At 42.1% G+C, this 22,913-nt stretch carries 19 protein-coding genes; 11 read left to right on the top strand and 8 right to left on the bottom strand.

What is annotated here, in order from left to right; translation table 11 throughout:
* Window positions 1-239: 239 nt before the first annotated feature.
* From ACHUFI_RS18060 to ACHUFI_RS18070, 3 genes are all read right to left on the bottom strand, one after another.
* Entirely contained in the window at window positions 240-1,472 is a 1,233-nt protein-coding gene (locus ACHUFI_RS18060; RefSeq protein WP_394251656.1) for a hypothetical protein, read from the bottom strand.
* A 5-nt stretch (window positions 1,473-1,477) separates the two neighbouring features.
* Window positions 1,478-2,353: a hypothetical protein gene (locus tag ACHUFI_RS18065; RefSeq protein ID WP_394251658.1), complete on the bottom strand. Its 876-nt coding sequence runs from the start codon at window positions 2,351-2,353 to the stop codon at window positions 1,478-1,480.
* A 627-nt stretch (window positions 2,354-2,980) separates the two neighbouring features.
* Window positions 2,981-3,382, bottom strand: a complete 402-nt coding sequence (locus ACHUFI_RS18070; RefSeq protein WP_394251660.1) for a hypothetical protein — start codon at window positions 3,380-3,382, stop codon at window positions 2,981-2,983.
* Window positions 3,383-4,136: 754 nt separating this feature from the next.
* Between ACHUFI_RS18070 and ACHUFI_RS18075 the strand changes: the two genes are divergently transcribed.
* From ACHUFI_RS18075 to ACHUFI_RS18100, 6 genes are all read left to right on the top strand, one after another.
* Window positions 4,137-4,946, top strand: a complete 810-nt coding sequence (locus tag ACHUFI_RS18075; protein WP_050643177.1) for a hypothetical protein — start codon at window positions 4,137-4,139, stop codon at window positions 4,944-4,946.
* A 423-nt stretch (window positions 4,947-5,369) separates the two neighbouring features.
* A complete protein-coding gene (locus tag ACHUFI_RS18080) occupies window positions 5,370-6,074 on the top strand; it encodes a deoxycytidylate deaminase (RefSeq protein WP_394251662.1) in 705 nt (234 codons plus the stop codon).
* A 590-nt stretch (window positions 6,075-6,664) separates the two neighbouring features.
* Window positions 6,665-8,047 carry a radical SAM protein gene (locus tag ACHUFI_RS18085; RefSeq protein ID WP_394251664.1) on the top strand — a complete coding sequence of 461 codons (1,383 nt, stop codon included), beginning with the start codon at window positions 6,665-6,667 and terminating at the stop codon, window positions 8,045-8,047.
* Window positions 8,044-8,646 (top strand): 3'-5' exonuclease, encoded by a 603-nt coding sequence (locus ACHUFI_RS18090; protein ID WP_394251666.1) that lies wholly within the window; start codon window positions 8,044-8,046, stop codon window positions 8,644-8,646. Before ACHUFI_RS18085 ends, ACHUFI_RS18090 begins: the two co-directional genes overlap by 4 nt.
* Window positions 8,646-9,215 (top strand): AAA family ATPase, encoded by a 570-nt coding sequence (locus tag ACHUFI_RS18095; protein WP_394251668.1) that lies wholly within the window; start codon window positions 8,646-8,648, stop codon window positions 9,213-9,215. Before ACHUFI_RS18090 ends, ACHUFI_RS18095 begins: the two co-directional genes overlap by 1 nt.
* Before the next feature lie 409 nt (window positions 9,216-9,624).
* Window positions 9,625-10,029: a hypothetical protein gene (locus ACHUFI_RS18100; RefSeq protein ID WP_394251670.1), complete on the top strand. Its 405-nt coding sequence runs from the start codon at window positions 9,625-9,627 to the stop codon at window positions 10,027-10,029.
* A gap of 542 nt (window positions 10,030-10,571) precedes the next feature.
* Here the strand turns inward: ACHUFI_RS18100 and ACHUFI_RS18105 are convergent.
* Entirely contained in the window at window positions 10,572-11,489 is a 918-nt protein-coding gene (locus tag ACHUFI_RS18105) for a histone deacetylase family protein (RefSeq protein ID WP_394251672.1), read from the bottom strand.
* 264 nt (window positions 11,490-11,753) lie between these two features.
* Between ACHUFI_RS18105 and ACHUFI_RS18110 the strand changes: the two genes are divergently transcribed.
* Window positions 11,754-12,440 carry an SDR family oxidoreductase gene (locus ACHUFI_RS18110; RefSeq protein WP_394251674.1) on the top strand — a complete coding sequence of 229 codons (687 nt, stop codon included), beginning with the start codon at window positions 11,754-11,756 and terminating at the stop codon, window positions 12,438-12,440.
* Window positions 12,441-12,446: 6 nt separating this feature from the next.
* Entirely contained in the window at window positions 12,447-13,448 is a 1,002-nt protein-coding gene (locus ACHUFI_RS18115; protein WP_394251676.1) for a DUF3080 domain-containing protein, read from the top strand.
* Between the two features lie 17 nt (window positions 13,449-13,465).
* Here ACHUFI_RS18115 and ACHUFI_RS18120 read toward each other — a convergent pair whose 3' ends face one another.
* From ACHUFI_RS18120 to ACHUFI_RS18130, 3 genes are all read right to left on the bottom strand, one after another.
* Window positions 13,466-15,445, bottom strand: a complete 1,980-nt coding sequence (locus ACHUFI_RS18120; protein ID WP_394251678.1) for a DNA topoisomerase III — start codon at window positions 15,443-15,445, stop codon at window positions 13,466-13,468.
* A 92-nt stretch (window positions 15,446-15,537) separates the two neighbouring features.
* Entirely contained in the window at window positions 15,538-16,086 is a 549-nt protein-coding gene (locus tag ACHUFI_RS18125) for an NAD(P)H nitroreductase (protein WP_394251680.1), read from the bottom strand.
* A gap of 115 nt (window positions 16,087-16,201) precedes the next feature.
* Complete coding sequence (locus ACHUFI_RS18130; RefSeq protein ID WP_394251847.1) at window positions 16,202-18,214, bottom strand: FAD-dependent oxidoreductase; 2,013 nt, start codon at window positions 18,212-18,214, stop codon at window positions 16,202-16,204.
* 288 nt (window positions 18,215-18,502) lie between these two features.
* Between ACHUFI_RS18130 and sppA the strand changes: the two genes are divergently transcribed.
* Both sppA and ansA read left to right on the top strand, forming a co-directional pair.
* Window positions 18,503-20,353: a signal peptide peptidase SppA gene (sppA, locus tag ACHUFI_RS18135; RefSeq protein ID WP_394251682.1), complete on the top strand. Its 1,851-nt coding sequence runs from the start codon at window positions 18,503-18,505 to the stop codon at window positions 20,351-20,353.
* A 228-nt stretch (window positions 20,354-20,581) separates the two neighbouring features.
* Window positions 20,582-21,598 carry an asparaginase gene (gene ansA / locus ACHUFI_RS18140; RefSeq protein WP_394251684.1) on the top strand — a complete coding sequence of 339 codons (1,017 nt, stop codon included), beginning with the start codon at window positions 20,582-20,584 and terminating at the stop codon, window positions 21,596-21,598.
* A gap of 82 nt (window positions 21,599-21,680) precedes the next feature.
* On the opposite strand, the gene ACHUFI_RS18145 is transcribed toward ansA, so the two are convergent.
* Entirely contained in the window at window positions 21,681-21,962 is a 282-nt protein-coding gene (locus ACHUFI_RS18145) for a YeaC family protein (protein WP_394251686.1), read from the bottom strand.
* 102 nt (window positions 21,963-22,064) lie between these two features.
* Between ACHUFI_RS18145 and ACHUFI_RS18150 the strand changes: the two genes are divergently transcribed.
* Window positions 22,065-22,889, top strand: a complete 825-nt coding sequence (locus ACHUFI_RS18150) for a DUF2989 domain-containing protein (protein WP_394251688.1) — start codon at window positions 22,065-22,067, stop codon at window positions 22,887-22,889.
* The last annotated feature ends 24 nt before the right edge of the window (window positions 22,890-22,913 follow it).

Consider the following 22,913-nt stretch of genomic DNA (forward strand, 5'->3'; position numbering starts at 1 on the left):
GCCGTATGCAGTGAAAGTTGCACGTACGGTTCTTAGGAGGGCGGCATCTGGTAACAGGTGTCGCCTATCCGACAAAAACGTCACAACATGAATTTTTACGCGTGGCATTTTCTAGCTCGAAAATGCCCCAAAACGTTTTAGTTAAATCTATTAATAGTGCAGATAAAGTGGTGCAATAACTTACTTTTTCTAACCCTAGAACATCTACAAGTTTGTAGGTTTTATCAAAGTTAGTCTGCCTAACTACAAAAAACAGAACTAAGAGATTGTAAAGATAGATTTATGAACTTCTCACCCATATCGTCATCAATGGTGTATTTAGTCTGTTCTTTTCCATCAACTTCAACCTTTTCATCTAGGATAGTGAATCTAGCTCTATACTCGCTGTCTGGGGTAGTTAGCACTAAATCACCCTCACTATCTGAGATTTCATCGAACCATAGTTCAAGTGTTGGTAGCTCTTCCCTCGTAGGGAACTGGAATTTTTCGTATTTACCTTCAATTACGGCTATATCGTCAAATTCAAAGCGATTGGTTAGGTCTTCCAGTAACTTCTGACAAGAATTTTTTACTAGGTTCTGTAAAGGTGACGCATTAGCCATCTTGATGACTTCTCTAGATGCTACGTCATGTTCTAGGTTGCTAAAGCTAGCCTCACCAACTATACCCATATGACCACGTATAACCTCTTCGATAGCACTAAAGGTATTTAATATGTTCTGGTCTCTAGAACTTCCATCTTCTTCTGGTGACACATCCCATACCTCTTTAAAGTCGTCACCCATGTAATACGCTAGATGAATGACTTCTGAATAGGCTCTGCTGAATATCTCTACACTAGAATCTGACAAGTCTATGAACCTAACCCCTATGTCATCACTAAGCTTATGCAGGTTGTTTTGGAGATGTGTATACAACTGGTGAATGAAACCATCTAGAGCTCGTTTTTGGTCGGGGTTCTTTTCTTTGTGCTCCGAGAAATGCTCGTAAAAGCTATAAAGGATTTCACCTGTCTGAATAACAAACCTATTCACTTCCGATACAGCAGTCGGCTTTAAGGTGACTTCGCCTTTTTCTTGAATGCGGTTGAACTCGTACAATTCTGAGAAAATTACAGGTAAATCTTCCTCTGTTATGTACTTGAACTTCGCATTCTTTACCCGTCTTCCCATGACTTTTTCAAAATGCTTTTGTTGCTCGTAATACATTTCATAAAGACGCTTGTCCTTTTGTAGCTCTAAACCCTTCATAGTCTGCTCTGAACGGTGGTTAGCAGTAACCCAAGCAACTAAAGGAATGCTCAAAGAGGCGATAGTCATAGGTATTTTGAAGGTCGTCCAGAAGTCAGCTAGTAGCTTGGGTACATCTTCATAGGTGTGGAGCACGTAACCCAATGCAAATGAGCCTAAAATCGGTACTCCTATTGCTGCTTTGAATAGCTTTGTTTGAGATAGTTTTTTGTTATCTGACATTGGTTCTACCTTCTCATTGAACCTATAGCTCCTGAACCTCTCACTTGGACTGCTAGAATGTAATGCCCATCCAGTTCAGCAAGGTTTCGATAGCACACTTCAAAGTGATTATCTTCGATAAGTCTCTCTTTCGTATCTTCGGGTAAGGTAAACGAGTAACCTTCTTCGTTGATAATTTCAGTCCTCACCATATTGTATTTTGCGTTAAACACGTTAGAGGGCATCTTCTCTTCTTGCTCTGGTACTCCAAAAGGGATTTCCTGTTCAAAGAAGATTCGCAAAAACTCTTTTTCTTCATCTTTTAGGTCGTTAGAAAAGGCTATCAAGGTCTTTTTACGTTCTTCTTCGAGGTAGTTCGTTAAACAATCTCGAACAATTGGATGCAACTCGTAGACGTTTTCAGAGAAGCTCTTGCGGCCTATGGCTCGGATGTAACCAATGTTATGAAAGTGAAGAGCAGGGTCTCTATTTCGCTCTAAAGATACGCTTTCGGATAGCATTCTTTTTAATAGTGAAAACTCTGTTCTATCGAGGTGAGGTAGCGTTGATTCAACTTCTCGTCTAAATGCCGATACCTTAGACTTTGCCTCTTTCCTTGCAGCCTCTTGTGCTTGCTTTTGTTGAAGTGACTCTTCATTTTTGTCTTGTCTACGCTTGTTCCAAGATTTCAGCCAATACAAAAGCTCTATGGATAAGTGGGAAAGGCTGTAAGCGGTCAGCATAAGTATGTAGGGGATGTATTCACTTGGTAGCCTCTTCGAAGCCATGAAAGCACTTGTGAAGCTCCAAAAGAATACTAGAAGCAGCACAAACACAAATAGCTTTAAGGCTGTCTTAACCGAAGTTACTGCTGTTACAAGCTTTAGAATCCACTCTGGCACTCTGTCACCCTATCAATATATGTAAGATGAGGAATTGTATCATTTTCTTACAATGCACTGTAAATATAGATGTGCAGATTGGTGAGTATCATGTGTAACCCAGCTCAAGGAAATTAGGAGCCCTAAATATTGCTTTGAGAACAATCAACCTTTAGTTAAGCGAAAACCGTTAGTTTTAGAGAGCAACAAGGTTTGCAATACCTCATCTAATGTAACTTGGCTAAGTAACTGACTCATTTTTGTCCAAAAACATCACAACCTGAATTTTTACGCGTGGCATTTTTTAGCTCGAAAATGCCCTATTGTAAGCCAGAGTTAAATTGAACCTGATTTCAAACCCTGCTATTTGACTTACTTTTCCTTATGTAGAGAACTCTAACTATGTGGTCAAATCTGCTAGTTCACTACAATTCGCACAACTCAGTCACGCCGATAGTTTTCGTATACGTCTCGTTGTGAACTTCGTATATGCATAACTTCGTTGTGGTTCCCTTTTGCTCGTCTTGCAAGTAGGCGGTTGTTGCGTATGCCTAGGTTGCAGAGAACAGGGCGACCAGTGCCGCCAGTGTGATTAATTTTTTTATGATGATGCGTCCTGTGCTAGTTGTATGATGTTCTTATCGGTTGTTACATTTCGCATCTATGAGTGTATTCACGGATGAATGCATTTGAGTCGCTAAGGATGTAACGCAACGTGACGTGCTCGATGTTGGTCACGTTCTGGGCGTTCAGTTGCGCCGTGATGTTATTACAAACTAGGTTAGCGGTCGGTGCGTAAATCACATTCATACTGTTCATTGGCGTTAGATCTCCAAACGGGGCAAGCAGCGTCTGCTGATAAGTGGTGGTCAGCGTCGTATCAACAAGCATCATTACAGCACTGTCATTACGCGTTAGCTCATCGGCCATCGTTCCAGATAGTTGTGATAGAGCTTGGTTTAGGGTCTTAACATCGTGCTCTGTCATATCAACCGCCGATGCTGTGAATGAAGCTGCGATTAGTGCCGCCGCTAGTACTAATTTTTTCATGATCTGTATTCCTGTCTATGTTCGTTAAATCTGGGACTTAGAGGGGAAGTATTTGATGAGTGGATTGTAAGGAATTTAGGGGAAGGTACTTACCATTATGCGCCACTAGCGATTGTGGGATGTTTAGATAAGGAAGATTAGTCTGAAAGTAAAAACCGAGAATTATAGTTTTATTACACATTGCCGATCAAAAAATTTTGTCTTCTGACACTGATTACGGTTCATTGGTTCGTAGGAAGGGTCATTATTTAGAAGTGTGTTTACCTATTTTTAGTAGCAGCACATCGTTTTTACTTAGCAGTTCATCGGCAGTACCAAATGTCGGAAGACAAAAGTTTGTAAATTCCAATAAAGTCTGTTTTTAGTCCCTAAAAGTGTAACGCCTTTCTTAATGGTTAATATCTAAGGTTGTGAGGGTAAACTGAAAGAAAGCGTAATTCTTATGGAAGTTGTGTTTTTTTGCTGATTGGAATCGATTAGGGGCGCGGTTGCCAAACTCATTTCTGCTCCATTTAGTGTTAGATTTTTTTACTCATTCATATCTTGTTAATCTGAGTTTGACCTACTCAAACTTATCCACTTGAGTAGAGAAGTTATTGTTCCCGCTTTTAGGCGATATTTTGCAGCTTAGTATCCCTTGTCTTACTTTAACTTATTGATTGTTAATTGAACCAATATGATTAAGAGTGCATTATATAGAAGAAAAAGACGACAGTTTGTCGACTAATAAGCGTTAGGTTTTAAAGGACGTTCAGTGTTTAAGGTAATAAAGAAAATAGTCACAAGTTTCTTAGCGCTTCATGCGGTAGCTCGCTATCTCATCTTGAGTGTACTAAGTGCGATGTTTGGCGCAGGTTATGTAGGAATCATTAGTGAGTTCGCATCCTATTACTTTGCATGGCAAAGTGGTTTTCGTATTCCAGCTGAGGGCATCCCATATCTCGCAATGACGATTTCCACGATCAGTTTCTTTCTATTCATAGTATTTGCAGTTGTCTTCGCGCTAGTTTATTTAATGGGGCTTTTCTTTACTTACTATGCAGTCATTTTTTCGGTGCTCTTGCGGCAGTTAGGAACTGATGTAAAGGGTGGCTTTTTAAGTTATCACTCAAAAGTAAGAGAGCTTCCTATTTGGGCGATCTTTCTAATTGGCACTGGTTTAGGTTTCAGCTTGTGGGGTGCTTTTTCTATTGTAGAGCTGTATCGGGATTCCTTCTCTTTTGATATTTGGCGATTATTAAGATCAGTTTTCCTAGGGGTGTTGCTGCTAGTCCTAATATGGAACAAACGAATGTTAGTCTGGTTTGCTCTCTCAATGTCCTTGCTAACTGTGGTAACGGTGCCTTATGCGTTGTTCAATACAAGTAATTATGCACATATCTTGCAAGATTTACGTTATGGTGGTGGTATCGATGTGCTCCTAACTTTGAAATCAAGTGACGAGCTACACGAATATGAGCTATTGATGCGCACCTCAAAAGCACTCATCTTAAGAGATGCTGAAAGTCGGGTAGTTGAAGTGCCAATGGACAACATAGTAAAAATAAACTACGGCCGAAAATAAACCTAACAAGCCTTTAAGGCTTCAAGATACTTTTTCTAATCCAATTTTGGCACGTTAGAATCCATACTCTAACGTGCTTTTGTCCAAAACCTTCATGGGGTGAATTTTTACCCGTGGTATTTTCTAGAACTCTTAGCTGTGAAATCCGTGGTGTATTAAGGGGTAAATTCCATAATGCCTCAACGGTTCGATGGAAACACGGCTAGACTTCAATGATTCATTATTCATACATGTAACTTATTTATATTATTGAGATTTGGTATGATGATAATCGAGCGTTTCTGAATGCAGCGGTACAATGTTGATTTGGGAAAGCAAAAATCTTTTAACAATTGTTTGAACGAGATTTGAAGCGACATTAGTCTCCTTATTCCTTCATTAAAAGATGTCATTAGCAATCAAGAACAATTCAAAATGGAACATATGATGAATATCGGTGTGCTTACAGAGATCTTTGAAAAAAACTACATCCTCGATGAGAGCTCAAAAGCCAAAAATTTGGAGCCTAGTGAAACTAGGCGGGTTATCAATGAGCTTATCTTATCAGGAGGTAGTGCTTCAAACTTCACATCAGAAGAGAATGTTTACTACGAAGAAGTTATTCTCAAGCTTTACGAAGAAGAAATACAATCAAAGATAAAATGGCGTAATAGAATGATCGAACTCGCGAAACATGTTTCTGTTTGGTCGCGCGATAAGTCAAAGGTAGGAGCTGTTCTAGTTTCTAAGAAAGGTGGTGATATCACGTTAGGGTATAACGGATTTCCCTTTGGAGTTAAGGATTGTCCCGATCGTTATGACGAAAAGAAGCAAAAGCTCAACATCATAGTGCATGCAGAAGTTAACGCAATAATCGCGGCTGGTGCACGAGCCGCTGATGGACACCTTTACGTTGCGGGAAAACCTATTTGTGCAAGGTGTGCTGGCCCTATTATTCAGTCTGGTATTAAACGGGTATTTGCAGAAAAGCCACTACAAAAAGGAGAATATGAACCACCAACAGATAAGAATGCAACTGACTGGCATGAGATTGGTAACCTCGCAATCACAATGTTAAAAGAAGCTGGTGTTGAATGTATTTTCTTCACTAAAACATCAGATGGCTACGAATATAGTGATTTTTCTTAGAGTATTATTTGAATAATCAAGGCTCCTAACGGAGCCTTGTTGGTCATCGGTATTTAGTTAAGCAACAGCTCTGTTCCCCACAATCAAAACTGGACACTAAGTTATATGACTTTCCATGTTTTCAGTTACTCATGTATTACTGATGTTCGATTCTTCGAAACTGATTTGTTCCACCGTTCCTTGTTTCGACTGATTCAACACACACTTAACCAGAGTATCAATTGACTCACTTCTCCTCATCTAACAATGTGGCCAAATTTACTAACCCAACACAACCTGACTTATTTCGTAATCTAGTCGCTTATTATAAATTAAATGAAGCTCGGGTATTGTTTCGCTGTTCATCCAAATGTATTGAGATTTTATGATTCAAGGTTTTGGGGGGAACAAATTGATTTATATTTAATTGAGGTGCGCTATATGCGCGAATAAGTTATTGATCTCTCACATGCAGCTCTGAAACTCCGTCTTTTGTTGATAAATTATGGTATCGAAAATATGATGGTTCATGTGCACTTATACGCACTGTGCTTAGGTTGTAATTGATTATTTGATATATATATCTGTGATATTAGGGAGTTACTCAGTAGATGAAGAAATTATATTTAGCTCATAATACGTGTTTAAATTCTTCATATGATTTGAACGTACTGCAAGCTGGGTTAGTTCAAAAGGGATACGAGTTAGTTTCACAACCTGAGGATGCAGATGAAGTTATATATTCTGGCTGTTCTGTAAGGGGGAAGTGGGTTGAAGATGCTATTAGTCAGATAAATGAAGTTGCTCGTCGTGCACCTAATGCTGAAATAAGCATAACTGGATGCGTAGCGAACACGAGTATGGATAAAGTGCGAAACGGTACATCCACAACAAATCTTTCTTTTAAGGCAATACCTCAGATTTTAATGGATAAGGCTGAACTTAGGTTTTCAGATGTGGATAACACTCACGTTCAAGATTATAACGTAGAGCTTAAGAGTGACTCACCAGTTGGACTTCAGAATTTGAGATTACGTGTCGGTGAAGAGAAGGCATCAATCGTAGCCTCATTACAGGAGATTGATAGGACGTATCAATCCTCTTCAGAGGAACGATATCGTAGAACAACAAAAGGTTTTGTTTTTTATAACGAGCAGGATCCTTTTGAGCGCATTACGGTAACTAGGAGCTGCCCTTATAAATGTACTTTTTGCAGTATACCCAAGGGGCGTGGAGAGTTTACTTCTGTAGCATTAAGTTCGGTTCTCTCTAAAGCTCGGGAAGCGGTTGAGCAAGGCAAATATCACATTGTTTTACTTGGTGATGAGGTTGGAAACTACAGATCCCCTGATGGTGACGCTGATTTTCCAATTCTAATAGAGAGCATTTTAAGTTTAAGTCCAAGGGTTGAATTATCAATTAGATATATAGAGCCTAAGCCGTTCCAAAAGTACTACAGCAATATTATGAGTTGGAGTTCTGACGGGAGGATAAGGTTGTTATATCTATCAGTTCAGAGCGGTTCTCATAATGTACTAAGGAAGATGAAGAGGGGTTATAAGCTAGACCGCTTAAATAAACAGTTAGCCCATATTCGAAGCTCTACATCTGTGGTTTTGTATGGAAACTGGCTTATTGGTTTCCCTAGTGAGTCAGAAAAGGAATTTGATGAAACAGTATCACTTGTAAGGAGCTTGAATTTTCATATTAATGTGGTTATTCCTTTTTCTGCACGTGAGGGGACCCCTGCTTATGAGATGGATGAACAGTTATCTCCAGAGACCATTGACGATCGGGTTAAGCGCTTAACTGGAGTTGTGGCAGAAATGAAATGCAATGATATGAGAGAGTCGTTGACTTCAGTTGAAGCAAGTGTGTCTGACGATATTATTAAGAGGATTAGATTAGCTGAAAGGTCTCAGTATGCCAATGATCAAGAGGAATCTGAGCCAACCAGAGTTATGGGGAACTTAATTGAGGTGAAAATACTTTGAGTAATCATTCTGGAGAAGTATTGGATTTCATTGCTGTAGATGTTGAGGGTAATGGTCAGGCGCAGCAAGAGATAATCGAATTGGCTGTTGTTTCATCGCATCAAAATACCACATTAGATATATCGTCATGGTTGATTCGCCCTGTTGCACCTGTGACTGAGCAAGCAATGCGATTTCACGGAATTACTAATGAGGATTTAGAGTTTAGCAGTACTACAGAGGAGATTAGGAGTGAGGTGTTTAAGGCTCTGGGTAAAGGAATCGTTGTGGGTCACAATGTCAGTGTGGATACTAGGCTCATACGTAAACAGTTTGGAGAGTGGGGCCCACTTGCCATAATCGATACAATCAAACTTGCTAAATATGTCTGTCCTAACCTACAGAGTTATTCATTGGATGAGATGATTAATGAATTTGCTTTAGATATAGCTGCATCTGAACGACATCGTGCTGCTGGTGACGCAAGAGCCACAGCTCAGTTATTCAACATACTTTTATCTAAATTAAAAAGTACACAAAGGGATGTTTTGACCTTATCTCAGATAGCTGGGAGTGCTGATAACCCATTTTTAGAAGATCAACAAGGGGATTTATTTTAATGACGAGTTATATTGGAATTGCAGGGACTCATTCAACGGGGAAGACCACCTACTTTAATGAGTTGATAAAGCGAGCTGAGGATATGGGGATTAAAGCCGTTCGTGTAGGCGACTTTGCGACCGATTGCAGGAATTCTGGTTTGCCTATCTTAGAGAATCATACATTCGAAAGCACATTGTGGATTATAGCATCAGTAATAAAATCAGAAATAGAAGCTGGTATCAATGCAGATTTAGTGTTGGTAGATAGGCCAGTAGTTGATGCGATTGGTTATTTAAATGCAGCTCTTGAAATACAAGGTCGAGAGATAACCTTGGATGAGAGAGAGTATCTAGAGTCTTTGGTGAAGTTCCATTCAAAGAGATATGACCTAATTTTGCAGACAGAGCTTGACGAAACTATCGAACTTGGGGAAGGTCGCCCTGAAAATATGAAGTTTAGAAAGTTAGCTGCTGTAAATATTAGTACCGCATTTAGTGACCTTAAAATACAATATATCCCAGCACAAAGTGAAGCTGCTAAGACTGCTGAGGAGCATATTTTGGAGGCAATTAAAACTCGTGAGTAGGTTTTGTGATCTTTGGGTAGTCGGTGCTATTTTCTATATAACATAAGGAGTGGAGTTGTATGCGGTTCTTGTCAGAGTTGTTTCAAAGCTTAAGTGGGAAGGTTGTAATAGCTGAGTGAATTTGGCCACTTGATTGGAGGTTTACAATACCTGAAATTATCCGTGATATGCCAATTTGAGAAAGCTACTGACAAGGTTCTGTCCAGCGGTGCGATCGAAATAGCTCAGCACAGACAGACTCAAGTAACGAAGATTTATTCACTGCCCCAGATCGATTTTAGCTGTGTAAACTACGAATCCCAACATAGGCCTCTCCAGATGTTTCTATGCCAGTAGCAGAGCCACTAACATGAACAATTTCGGTGTTTATGTTAAACTCAGTAAAGGGAACAGTTGAGTAGAGTTGGACATGGCGGACTTATATAGCAATGTTGCTGAACTGATGAAGTCAATAAAAGATCGACGAAATCAAATTGAATACCAACCATTATCGACTGATTACAATTACCAATTAGACCAAATGGGTGCCGATTCATTCACTATCAGTCAACGATATCTGCGGTTAGCAAATTCAGAAAATGGTGTGGTGAGCTGCCAAGGCTTTTACTACCACGGAGGCTGCTACACATTCGACCCTCCGCAGTTCCATGACCTTAGGCAAGCTCTCGTTAAGCAAGGGTTCATTTCTCTAAACACATCAGAACAACTGTCTTATGACGTTGTTATAGCGCCATTTTTATTAAATGGCAGGCGCTTAAATGTTGGCGATAAGTTCAGGTCTGCCGTTTGGCATGCGAATAGAGTATTTTCCTGACTCTGGCAATTATGTTCCATACTTGGACATGCACTTCAACTCACCAGTCTTGCCCTTAGTGGTTGTGATTTCTTGACGTGTGCAGAATATATTGTGTGATCAGTACTAGCATGTCTGTGCCCAAGATGAATTAAAGTAAACACTATAGTCCAGAAGTGTGGCTCTGAAGGGCCTATCTATTTTTGCTAAAGAGACTGTAGTTGGTTTGGAGACACTTTTTTCTGACTCCTACATTGACTGATTCTTATCCGTTTGAGTGTATTTATGCTTCTTTGACGCAAGTGCGTAATACCAATTAGAAGCATAAATATATGAAGTTAGGGCTAGAAAGTTGGATTGCATGAATTTGAATTTTTATATATAAATCAATCGACTAATACTAAGAATTCCCAGTTCCCATTACCATCCCATTCGCCCCGCCACATTTAGAAGGCCTAGCATTTATGCTAGGCCTTCGTCGTTTCTGGGTATTACATTTCATCCGCCATTTCCTCAGTAATCACCCACTACGTGACTGACTGAGTAAACGGCCCTTCCTACCTCTATCTAAATTGCATAGCCGCTTTTATAAGCTGCATATGAACAGGTACTAAATCTGAGTGTTGACTTCGGTATCCCCCACCGACTACACAAGCAATTGGCACTTGATTATCCTTCGCCAGCTTAAACATTCTTTTATCCCTTTCAAAAATACCAGAAGTCGTAACGTTCAAATAACCCAATTCATCCTCTTCATGAATGTCTACACCCGCATCATAAATAATGATATCCGGCTGATGATGTGCTATCGCCATCGATACCACTTGTTCAAACCCAAGCAGAAACTCATCATCACCGGTATGCCGAGAAAAAGGCATATCGTAATCAGAGCATGGCTTGCGCGCGGGGAAATTTTTATCGCAATGAAAAGACACAGTGACAATATCGGGGTCGTCTTGACATAACGTTGCCGTACCATCGCCATGATGAACATCACTATCAACTATTAATACCTTGTCCACATGTTCAAAAGACAAAGAGTGCTTCGCGGCGAGTACCAAGTCATTAAATAAGCAGAAACCGCTCCCATAATCATAATGAGCGTGGTGGTAGCCTCCACTTAAATGAATAGCGAGCCCACTTTCCAACGCTAATTCAGCGGTCGCACAGGTTCCTCCCGCTGAATATAGTGTCCTCTCTATTAATTCCGCACTCCAAGGGAAACCTATTCTTCTCATCTTTACTGCAGGTATCTCTCCATTTACAAGCGCATCCACGTAATGGGGGCAATGGACCTGCTTTACATCACTGACATTCAAAGGATTAGGCTGAACGATTTCAAACGGCTGCTCTAATAACTGCCCGTTAACGAACTCCTCATTGATCGCTTCAAACAGCAATCGATACTTACTGATTGGGTAACGATGCCCCTCCGGTAGAGGTAATTGTGAATAAACAGGGTGGTAGATTAGCGGGGTCATAGTGATAACTGGTAGTGAAGCGTGTTAGGGATAATACCAAAAATCAATTTGCTAACAAAACAAACAAATGATAATAATTATCATTACATTAACTTTTGGCCTATTTCCATGAACAAATCAATTTTCGTTTTTTTCGGGGTTATCGCCGGTTCCATCGGTGCACTAGCTGTTTTTCTGAGCCTTACCTTCGTAAGTTGGTGGGTAATTGATTTTCTCATCTTAAGCAATCACACTACTCTTACCTAACTTAATGGAAAGATACCGATGAGCACTATATTTATTACAGGCGCCAACCGAGGAATTGGGCTCAGCCTTGTCAAACGTTACTTACAAGAGGGAAATACGGTTTACGCAACGTACCGAAATAAAGCTAATGCTCAGTCACTACTTTCACTTAAGCAAGCAAACCCTAACCTCACATGCCTTGAGCTAGAAATAACAGATTACCAGTCCGTTTCTTCGTTGGTCTCCAAGCTTGGCACCATCGACATACTCATTAATAACGCTGGCTATTATGGCCCTAAAGGATATGGCTTAGGTAATGTTGACGTCGAGGAATGGCGTAATGTATTCGAGATCAACACAATCGCACCATTAAAATTAGTAGAAGCCATCCTCCCATTAATGGCTTCCAGTCCCGTCAAAAAAATTGCCTGTCTATCTTCAAAAGTCGGCAGTATGACTGAAAATACTTCTGGAGGGGGCTACATCTATCGATCTTCCAAAGCTGCCCTAAACTCAGTGGTAAAAAGCTTGAGCAATGACCTTTCATCTCAAGGGTTTACTGTGCTGGCTCTGCACCCTGGATGGGTACAAACCGAAATGGGAGGACCAAATGCCCTTATTGACACCGACACCTCTGCCCTTGGTCTTATCAAAGTTATCAAATCTTCCAATATTGAAGTAAGTGGTCACTTCTTTAATTATGATGGTAGCGAAATTAACTGGTAGCACCCCATGAAAGTTGGCTTCCCCCACCTCCTGCTGAAACATTCATCACTGCTTTGTATAGCCGTGATGCTCACTGGATGTTTTAACGAAGGTCCTGAGGACTTGTTTAACGACTATCAAGCCAAAATAGTCAGTGTTCAAGATGCGGACAAAATAAAAGTGGAGTGGGAGTTTGAGGGACTACCAAGAAAGCGAGAACTGTTACTCAACGTACCCTCGTTGTCCATTGGGCTTATTGACAGTTACCAGTTAAGGCAGTGTGGCTTGTTCAACCTGATTGCTGAAAGAAACTCCGTACTTGGAAAAGTCGCAGACGAGTTTCGTAATTACGACTATCAAGTTGCTCTACTAGAAGGCGTTGGTAACTGCTTATCCAGTAATGAATTAGACCCACAGATCATTACACTATTGATGGAAATCGAACGACAGAAGCTCTCACAATTCCCACTTCACCAATGGAATCTTATCTATGCGAGTGACGCAATGCAGTCACAGATGCGCGGCAGCCAATGGTTACCTGCTGATATAGGTGAACAAGTGCGTAAGGTCAGTGACGCTCTGGAACAGCTCAACCAAGCACTAAGTACACCGCTCGTTTCGGGAAAAACCATCGAGGTTCAAGAAGTCTTAGAGAAAAGTTCGACCCTTGGTGATTTATACTACTCGCTCGCTCACGCTTCAGTTGAACTCGATACCATCACCAAACAACTCACCACCTTTGATTCTAAAATCATCTGCGGCAAGCAACGCGACACGACTAAGTTTCGTTATCTCAACAATGTGTTCGAACAGCAATATATAGACAAGGTTCAGCCGTACATGGCGCTGTTGGATGGCTACTATCAACAACTCGCCCCGCAACTCGTCTTGTTTGAGGCACAACCTGAACTACACAGCTATTACTTTCCTATCCAAGATGCGCATCAAGCCTTTCGCGAATCAACTCGAGAACATGTTAACTACTGGAAAAAGCTATTTAAACGCTGCGGCCGCAAGGTTGGTCGTTAACCTAAATCGCGAAGCAACTAGCTTTTCCCCGCTTTCTTCACGTAAGTACCTTTCTTAGCATAAGTTTTTTTCTTCGTGCCACCGCCTTTACGGCGCTTAAAAGCAGGTCGTTCAACTTTAGGAAGGTGACGCAGTGACTCAGGCACTTCTCCCGTTTTTACCTTACTCATCAAACCATCGATCTTGCTTTCTAATGCTTGCATGAAAGGTTGATAAGCTTGGTTTCGCTCGGCCATCCCCTGCAACTGGTGTTCCCAGTGTGCTGTCATATCAGGGAAAGTTGAATCCTCAGGTAAGGCATGAATCAAGCCTCGTCCTGCAGGACTACTATGAATACTTTTCCCTTGACGCGTTAAGAGCTGTCTTTTGAACAAAGTATCGAGAATGCCCGCACGGGTTGCCTCCGTTCCTAGGCCATCTGTCTCTTTCAAGATGGCTTTCAGATCCTTGTTAGCAACAAATCGGGCGATGCCGGTCATCGCTTGAAGCAATGTTGCTTCCGTAAAGTGTTTTGGTGGCTCGGTTTTCTTATCGCCAATCACACCTTCGCGGCACGTCAGCACAGTCCCTTTATCTAATGGTGGAACCGTATCCGTACCGTCCCCTTTCTCTTCAGTGTCCGTTTTACCCATCAAGACTTTCCAACCAGGGTTGATAAGCTGACGCCCTTTCGCGATAAACACGCCACCAGCGATATCAAAAACTAACTTAGCATCTGCAAATACCGCAGGTGGGTAGAACTGCATTAGATATTGACGTGCAATTTGCTGATAGATTTTCATCTCATTAGCAGACAACCCATTCACCGACGATTTCTTCGGGGTTGGAATAATCGCATGGTGAGCATCTACTTTACTGTCGTTCCATGCTTTGGATTTAAGGGAAAGGTCGGCACCATGAGCGCCACTTTGTAGCTCTTTCGCATTATTGGCGATAGCATCTACTACCGACTCACGTTGTGAGTAATGATCTTTAGGCAAGTATCGACTGTCAGAGCGAGGGTAAGTAATAAGTTTGTGCTTCTCGTACAAAGATTGACAAGTGTCGAGCACTTGCTGAGCACTCATCCCAAAACGCTTAGAAGCGTCAATCTGTAAAGATGAGAGCGAATATGGAAGTGGTGCTGATTGCTTACTTTGTTTCTGCTCAGATTCCGTTACCGTTGCAGGCTGGTTAGCAATTCGCTGCGCAACGTTCTCAACCAGCTTTCGATTAAGCACGCGCCCTTCCTCATCTTGCCATGGCTTGCACGCTTCACTTGGTTTCCAGCGCGCACGAATATCAAAGCTCTGGCCGTTATTTTGGTAAGGGATCAACGCATGTAAAGTAAAGTAATCTTTAGGAATGAAGTTCTCTATCTCCTCATCACGCCTCACAACTAAGCCAAGTACCGGGGTTTGTACTCGCCCTACCGATAATACGCCTTGATAACCAGCTTTTTGACCAAGCAAAGTATAAGCACGAGTCATATTCATACCATACAACCAGTCGGCTCTTGAGCGCGCCAATGCAGAAACAGACAGAGGAATAAAATCACGGTTGCTGCGCATTTGAGAAAGCGCGCGCTTTACGGCGGGTAAGTTCAAATCACTGATCAATAGCCTTTCCACAGACTCTTTCTTGACCTTGGAAACCTTACAGTAATCAATTACTTCATCGACAAGTAGCTGCCCTTCTCTATCCGGGTCTCCGGCGTGAACGATTTGAGTGGCGTCCTTTAATAGCTTTCGGATCACCGTAAGCTGTTTGCTTGAAGTCTTTCTCGGCCTTAATTGCCATTGCTCTGGTACGATAGGTAGATCGGCTAAGTTCCATTTCTTATATCGGTCGTCGTAAGCGTCGGGGTCAACCTGCTCCAATAAATGTCCAATACACCAAGTCACTACATCGCCATTACCGCACTTAATAAACCCTTGGTCTTTCTTCTGTGGGTTGGGTAGCGCAGCTGCAATAGCACGGCCTAGGCTTGGTTTTTCAGCAATAATGAGGCGAGACATATTTTTCCAAATACGACAAAAAATTAGAGCCACATTATCTAATGTGGCTCTAATAAATCAAGAAAAACTGTATATTTAAACAGTCTTAACGATTATAGGAATTCGACAAATTTAGACAATTCACGTTCAGGAGCTTTCATTGGAGTACAGCCCGGTGTGCCCAAGTATAAAAACCCTACGATTTCGTCCTCACCTTCTAAACCGAATGCCTGATGTACTTCAGGGTGGAACATCCACTTACCTGAACGCCAGAAGCCTTGAAAACCTTGAGCAACCGCGGCCATTTGCATCGCTTGTACCGCGCAGCCCGCAGAAAGGTGCTGTTCTAATGCCGGCACTTTGTCATGTTCGGTCACTTTGGCGATCACAGTAATAACCATTGGAGCGCGAAATGGTGCTTTCTTCACCTTTTCGACTACTGCATCTTCACTGTTATCCGCAACCGCTGCCTTGACTAAGATATCCGATAATTTTTGCAAACCTTCACCTTGAGCAATAACAAAACGCCAAGGCGTTAAGGCTGCATGATCCGGGGCTCTTAGGCCTGCCTTGATAATATTTTCAAGCGCAACGCCTTCTGGTGCAGGGTCAGCTAATTTTGCGATTGAACGGCGGTTGAGCAATAAATCTAATGCATCCATTTTTCAGTCCTTTACAGCTTATTTTTATCTTTGTATTTCTGAACTTTAGCACAGAAGACAAATGATAATAAATCGCAATAAATACTTTTGTTCAATTGCTCAACCTAAAACAAAATTACAGCTTAACCGCCAGTTTCACACCTTGGCGAATCGCTCTGACCGCATCAAGCTCTCCGGCATAATCAGCGCCACCAATAACATGAAGCTTCCCACCAAACTCTTGCCACATATCTTCAAATGGTCTTACTGAAACCTGCCCTGCACAGATGATCACTTTATCCGCGTCTAGCAATTGTTCTTTCTCACCCACATGAATATGTAGTCCTTGGTCATCGATTTTGTCGTAAGTCACTCCACCAAGTAAATTCACGCCTCGTTTCTCTAGTGTGCGCTTATGAATCCAGCCGGTTGTCTTTCCTGGGCCTTTACCCACACGGCCTTGTTTGCGCTGCATTACCCACACAGTTTTATCACTTAGCGAATCAGGGTAAGGATACAAACCTCCTGGGTGCTCAATATTTTTATCAATGCCCCATTCATGTAGCCAGTCGTCCAAGCTATGAGATGCTGGTTCTGTCAACATCGTCGCGACATCAACGCCGATACCACCCGCACCAACGATCGCTATCTTCTGTCCAACCGGTGTTTTATCGCGGATAAGAGTTTGGTAATCCACAACTTTTTCTTCATTATCGATTCCGTCGATATTTAGCTTTCTAGGCTCTACACCCGCCGCCATTACAACTTCGTCGTAATCGAGAAGCATTTCAAATGATGCTTCGGTATCTAATCGCAAGTTCACGCCAGTTTCATCAATTTGATTGGCGAAATATCGAATGGTTTCTCTAAATTCTTCTTTACCCGGAATTTGCATCGCAAGCCTAAACTGGCCACCGATACGATCATTCTTCTCTAACAGGTCAACATCATGTCCACGCTGCGCTAAAGTGGTGGCGCACGCTAATCCAGCAGGCCCAGCTCCGACGACTGCAATTTTCTTCTTCTTAGTTGCTGGCTGAACTACGATTTCCGTTTCATGACAAGCTCGTGGGTTTACCAAACAGCTAGCTCGCTTACCCTTAAATACGTTATCAAGGCAGGCTTGATTACAACCGATACATGTATTGATATTATGTGACTGTTCTTGCTCAGCTTTAATGACAAATTCAGGATCTGCAAGGAATGGCCTAGCCATAGAAACCATATCGGCTTGACCTGAACTCAATATTTTTTCTGCCTCTTCTGGCGTATTAATTCGGTTACACGTAACAACGGGAATATTGACGTACGGTTTCACCTTTTCAGTCACCCAAGTGAACGCGCCTCTTGGTACTTGAGTAGCGATAGTCGGAACTCTTGCCTCATGCCAACCGATGCCAGTATTGATAATGGTGACACCCGCCTCTTCCAGTTTTTGCGCAAGTAATACGACATCCTCAAATGTGCTGCCTTGCTCAACTAAATCAAGCATCGATAAACGGAAAATGATGATGAAGTCTTTCCCAACGGACTCGCGAATCGAACGAACGATTTCAAGCGGGAAACGCATTCTTTTCTCGTAGCTGCCACCCCATTCGTCATAACGCATGTTAGTGCGCTTACAAATGAACTGGTTAATGAGATAGCCCTCGGAACCCATAATCTCTACACCATCATAACCCCCCAGTTGAGCGAGCTCGGCACTGTTCGCAAATGAGTTAATGGTTTTTTTAATCTGACGAGGGCTCATTTCGCTAGGAGCGAATTTTGCAATTGGTGCTTTAATGCCGGAAGCACTTTGTGCGAATGGATGCATTGCATAGCGACCAGCATGAAGAATTTGTAGTGCTATTTTTCCGCCATGCTTATGCACAGCTTCCGTGACAACTTTATGCGCTTTAGCGTGTTTTACTTTGCTGAATTCAGCACTGAAAGGATGCAAGCGACCGCGTAAGTTTGGAGAGAAGCCGCCAGTAACTATTAGGCCCACACCGCCTTTTGCCCTTTCTTCATAGAAAGCAGCAAGCTTATGTAAACCTTCTTTATTTTCTTCAAGGCCGGTATGCATAGAGCCCATTAATACGCGATTACGTAATTGTGTAAATCCAAGATCTAACGGTTTGAGCAAATGTGGGTACATGGCTAACATCACTTATATTAATTTATCCTTGTGGTCTGACCACACTATTACTAGAAAAGCAAAAAATCAAACAACCGTTTACATTTCTGTAACACCGATCACCTGAGTGAAATTTCATGCTGTCTTTATGAAGTCTAACTACACTGTTATAAGCAAGTAATTGAGAATATATATCAGTTAACAAATCAGGCAGTGGTCTGCAAAGGGGAATTAACGTAGGATACTAAACAGTTAATATTATTGAGATTACTCTGTAACAGTTACTCGCTATTACATGAATTTCGCTGTGGAGACAGAATGAAAAAACTATTCAAATTTATTGGCATGATCTTCAAAGGGATTTGGAAACTGATCTCTTTTGTTCGTTTAGCCCTCGCCAATTTACTTTTTCTAGCCAGTATTGCCGTTATTTATTTTCTTTTTACCAGCGCAACACCAACGCAACCGACTGTCCCACAACAATCAGCGCTTGTGCTTAATTTGTCTGGTCCGATTGTCGAGCAAAGCCGCTACATTAACCCAATGGACTCTTTAACTGGTTCGCTATTTGGCAAAGATCTTCCAAAAGAAAATGTCCTATTCGATATTGTTGAAACTATTCGCTACGCCAAAGATGATGAAAACATCTCAGGTATCGTACTCGCACTGCGTGACTTACCTGAAACGAACCTAACAAAGTTGCGTTATATCGCTAAAGCACTAAACGAATTTAAAGCGTCAGGTAAACCTATTTATGCAATTGGCGATTTTTACAATCAGAGCCAATACTACCTCGCAAGCTATGCCAACAAGATCTACATGGCACCAGATGGTGGTGTAATGATTAAGGGTTACAGTGCGTACACGCTTTACTATAAAACGTTCTTAGAAAACCTCGACGTCAACACTCACGTATTCAGAGTGGGTACTTACAAATCCGCTATTGAGCCTTTCATTAGAGATGACATGTCTACAGATGCAAAGCAGTCTGCTGCTCGTTGGTTAGGTCAATTATGGGGAGCGTATGCTGATGACGTTACAACCAACCGTCAGATAGATGCATCTGTTCTTAGCCCTAAGATGGACACATTCTTAGCGGAGTTGAAATCTGTGAATGGCGACATCGCTAAGTTATCTCAAAAGTTAGGATTGGTAGACACTCTGGCCACAAGACAGCAAGTCCGTATCGAACTTGCTGAGGTCTTCGGTAGTGATGGTGAAGATAGTTACAATGCCATGGGCTACTACGAGTACCAAACTACAAAGCGACCTGAAGCACAAACAGCAGAGAGCGATGTGGCAGTAATCATCGCAAGCGGTGCGATAATGGACGGCCGACAACCTCGCGGGACTATCGGTGGCGACACAACATCATCATTACTACGACAAGCGCGCAACGACGATAAAGTAAAAGCGGTTGTATTACGTGTGGATAGCCCTGGAGGCAGTGCGTTCGCTTCTGAGGTTATTCGAAACGAAATTGATGCCATTAAAGCTGCAGGAAAACCTGTTGTAGTATCAATGTCGAGCCTTGCTGCATCTGGCGGTTACTGGATTTCTATGGGTGCCGACCAAATCATCGCGCAACCAACCACACTCACCGGCTCAATCGGTATTTTCAGTGTGATCACTACTTTCGAAAAAGGCCTCAATAAATACGGAGTGTATACCGATGGTATCGGGACTTCTCCGTTCTCAGGCGTTGGTGTCACTACTGGCCTCTCTCAAGGCGCTAAAGATGCCTTCCAAATGGGTATTGAGCAGGGCTACCAACGTTTTATTGGGTTAGTCAGTGATAATCGTGCGATTCCATTAGCGGAAGTAGATAAAGTCGCGCAAGGCCGAGTATGGACTGGTCAAGATGCTATGCAATATGGATTGGTTGATAAGATGGGTGACTTCGATGACGCCGTCGCTATCGCCGCTTCTCTTGCTGAACTCGAAGACTACAATGTGTATTGGGTTGAAGAGCCGCTTTCTCCGACAGAGCAAATCATTCAAGATTTTATGAACCAAGTTCAAGTATCACTTGGGTTAGATTTGAACTCACTGGTTCCTCAATCTTTGCAGCCAATCTCGAAGCAGATCGCACAAGATGTTGAGTTACTCAATAGCTTTAACGATCCACAAGGCCGTTACGCATTCTGCTTAAACTGCCAAGTGCAATAACGCAAAGTGCCACAGATTAGGCTGATGTTCCGACTTCAGCCCAATCTTAAACACCGTTGCTTTATCCAGAATAACTTAGAATCGTAACGTCTTACATTCCGCCCTGAGTCAATAGGGTTTGCTTGGTTATTCATACAAATAAAAAGAGGTGAGTCGCACCTCTTTTTATTAGTCTACATTTCGTTATAATCGCCCACCTGTTCCCTACACCATACTAAGTATTAACCTATGCCAAGAAAACATATCTACATCGCTTATACCGGCGGTACGATTGGTATGCAGAAGTCTGATGATCATGGCTATGTGCCTGTCGCAGGCTTTATGGATAAGCAACTTGCGAGCATGCCTGAATTCCATCGCCCAGAAATGCCTGAATACACGATTCATGAGTATTCGCCATTAATGGATTCATCGGATATGACTCCTGTAGATTGGCAGACTATCGCTAACGATATTCGTGCAAACTACGACAAATACGATGGTTTCGTCATTCTTCATGGCACAGATACTATGGCTTATACCGCCTCTGCGTTATCGTTCATGTTGGAAAACCTTGGCAAGCCTGTCATTGTTACAGGTTCTCAGATCCCATTGGCAGAACTCCGTTCTGACGGGCAAGCGAACTTACTTAATGCGCTTCATATTGCCGCTAATTACCCAATCAACGAAGTGACATTGTTCTTCAACAACAAGCTGATGCGCGGTAACCGCAGTACTAAATCCCATGCTGACGGATTTAACGCCTTTACCTCACCGAACTTGCAGCCGCTACTTGAAGCCGGAATCAACATTCAAGTCAGTGATAATGTCACGGTTGATACGCGCCCAACAGGCGAGTTCAAAGTACACACAATTACACCTCAGCCAATCGGTGTAATCACCATGTACCCAGGAATTTCGCATGAAGTAATTCGTAACACGTTACTTCAACCGGTTAATGCTATGATCTTACTCACGTTTGGAGTAGGCAATGCCCCGCAAAACCCAGAGCTTCTAGCGCACTTGAAAGATGCGTCTGAGCGTGGTGTTATTGTGGTGAACCTGACTCAATGCTTGGCAGGTAAAGTGAATATGGGAGGCTACGCTACCGGTTGTGCTCTAGCGGAATCTGGCGTAATAAGTGGCTTTGACATGACACCTGAAGCAGCACTCGCCAAGCTTCATTACTTACTGAGCCAAAACCTGTCTTACGAAGAAGTAAAACAAGAAATGCAGAAGGTACTTCGCGGCGAAATGAGCCTATAAGCTTCAGAAATTACAAACAAAAAGGGTGACTCATGGAGTCACCCTTTTTTAATCATCGATTCATACAAGTATCATTAACTGACTACTTGTTAGGATTCACACGAACAATATCTTCTTGACCAGCTTGAAACTGTTTTTTCAGCTCAGACTTTGATTTAAAGCTGATTTCTCCGCCCGCTGCGACTGTCATATGTTGCGCATCTACATTATGCTTAGATTGATAAAGCATAACTGCTTGCATGCATGAATCGCGTTGCTCTTTTGACAGTGGTGTGCCTTCTGGCCATTTACCAGTTTCCACTGCGTAGTTTAAACGCTCATATACATCTGGAGTCATTGCGCTAAGGAGTTGTTCTGCATTCATGATGAACCTTATTCGTAACAATTTTAACTGAAAATAAACCGTTGACGTTTTGAGTCAAGGATACAAAAAGAAATAAGTGTAATCGATCACAAGTGAAGGAATATGAGAAGAAATAAATGGCTTCTAGCCGCCTCTTTACCATTGGTGCTTGCAGGTTGCTTTGAAGGCAATAAAAACACCGATGAGCTATGCGCTGATCACCCAGAGTTACGTTGTGAAGAACTGAACATGAATGATGGACAGTGCCGCCTTCCAAGAACCGATCTCATTTGGCATCGCTTTGAAGTAAAGAAAATGCCAACCGATGCCAACAAAATTAAAGAATACGAGTTTGTAGCGGCCTATCGTAAATGTTTAGAGCTTGCTTCCCAAATTGCCCCAATAGATCAATCTGCACTGAAAGAGAAACGTTTTAGTGCTTTAGTCCATAGCATTAGTGAAACAGAACGTATCGTGGAAGAGCTTACTGACTCGACAAAGCCAGAAACACTCTATTTTTTATGGTCACAAACCGGCAGCGATGACGCAAGACGAAGCTTCTTACAGCTAGAAGGGACAAAAGCACTACAAACAGCAGAGATGCAGTACGCACTTGCTACCTTCTACACCACACGAGATGAAGAAAAAACAATCGTGCTACTGAACAGTGCGCTTGAGCTATCCAACTCTACCAATATTAATCCCGAGATTTTCAAATCACTTGCCAGTATTAATCACAGGCTTGGATTTCTAGAGAAAGCATACATATGGGCTATGGTAGCCAAGGAATTTGAAGTACCCATCGCTTCCAAAAGTGAACTCAGCTTAATGTATGGCTTTTCTGCAGAAAAATACGAGGAGCTTGAAAGCGTCGCGAGCACAATCGAAAATGCAATTGAAGATGGCCAGTACAAACGAGGAATGATGCCCAAACAGTACAATAAATAGCTATTTTGTCTAAAAATGAAAAGT

The sequence above is a fragment of the Vibrio profundi genome (assembly GCF_043642225.1).
Classification (GTDB): Bacteria; Pseudomonadota; Gammaproteobacteria; order Enterobacterales; family Vibrionaceae; genus Vibrio; species Vibrio profundi_A.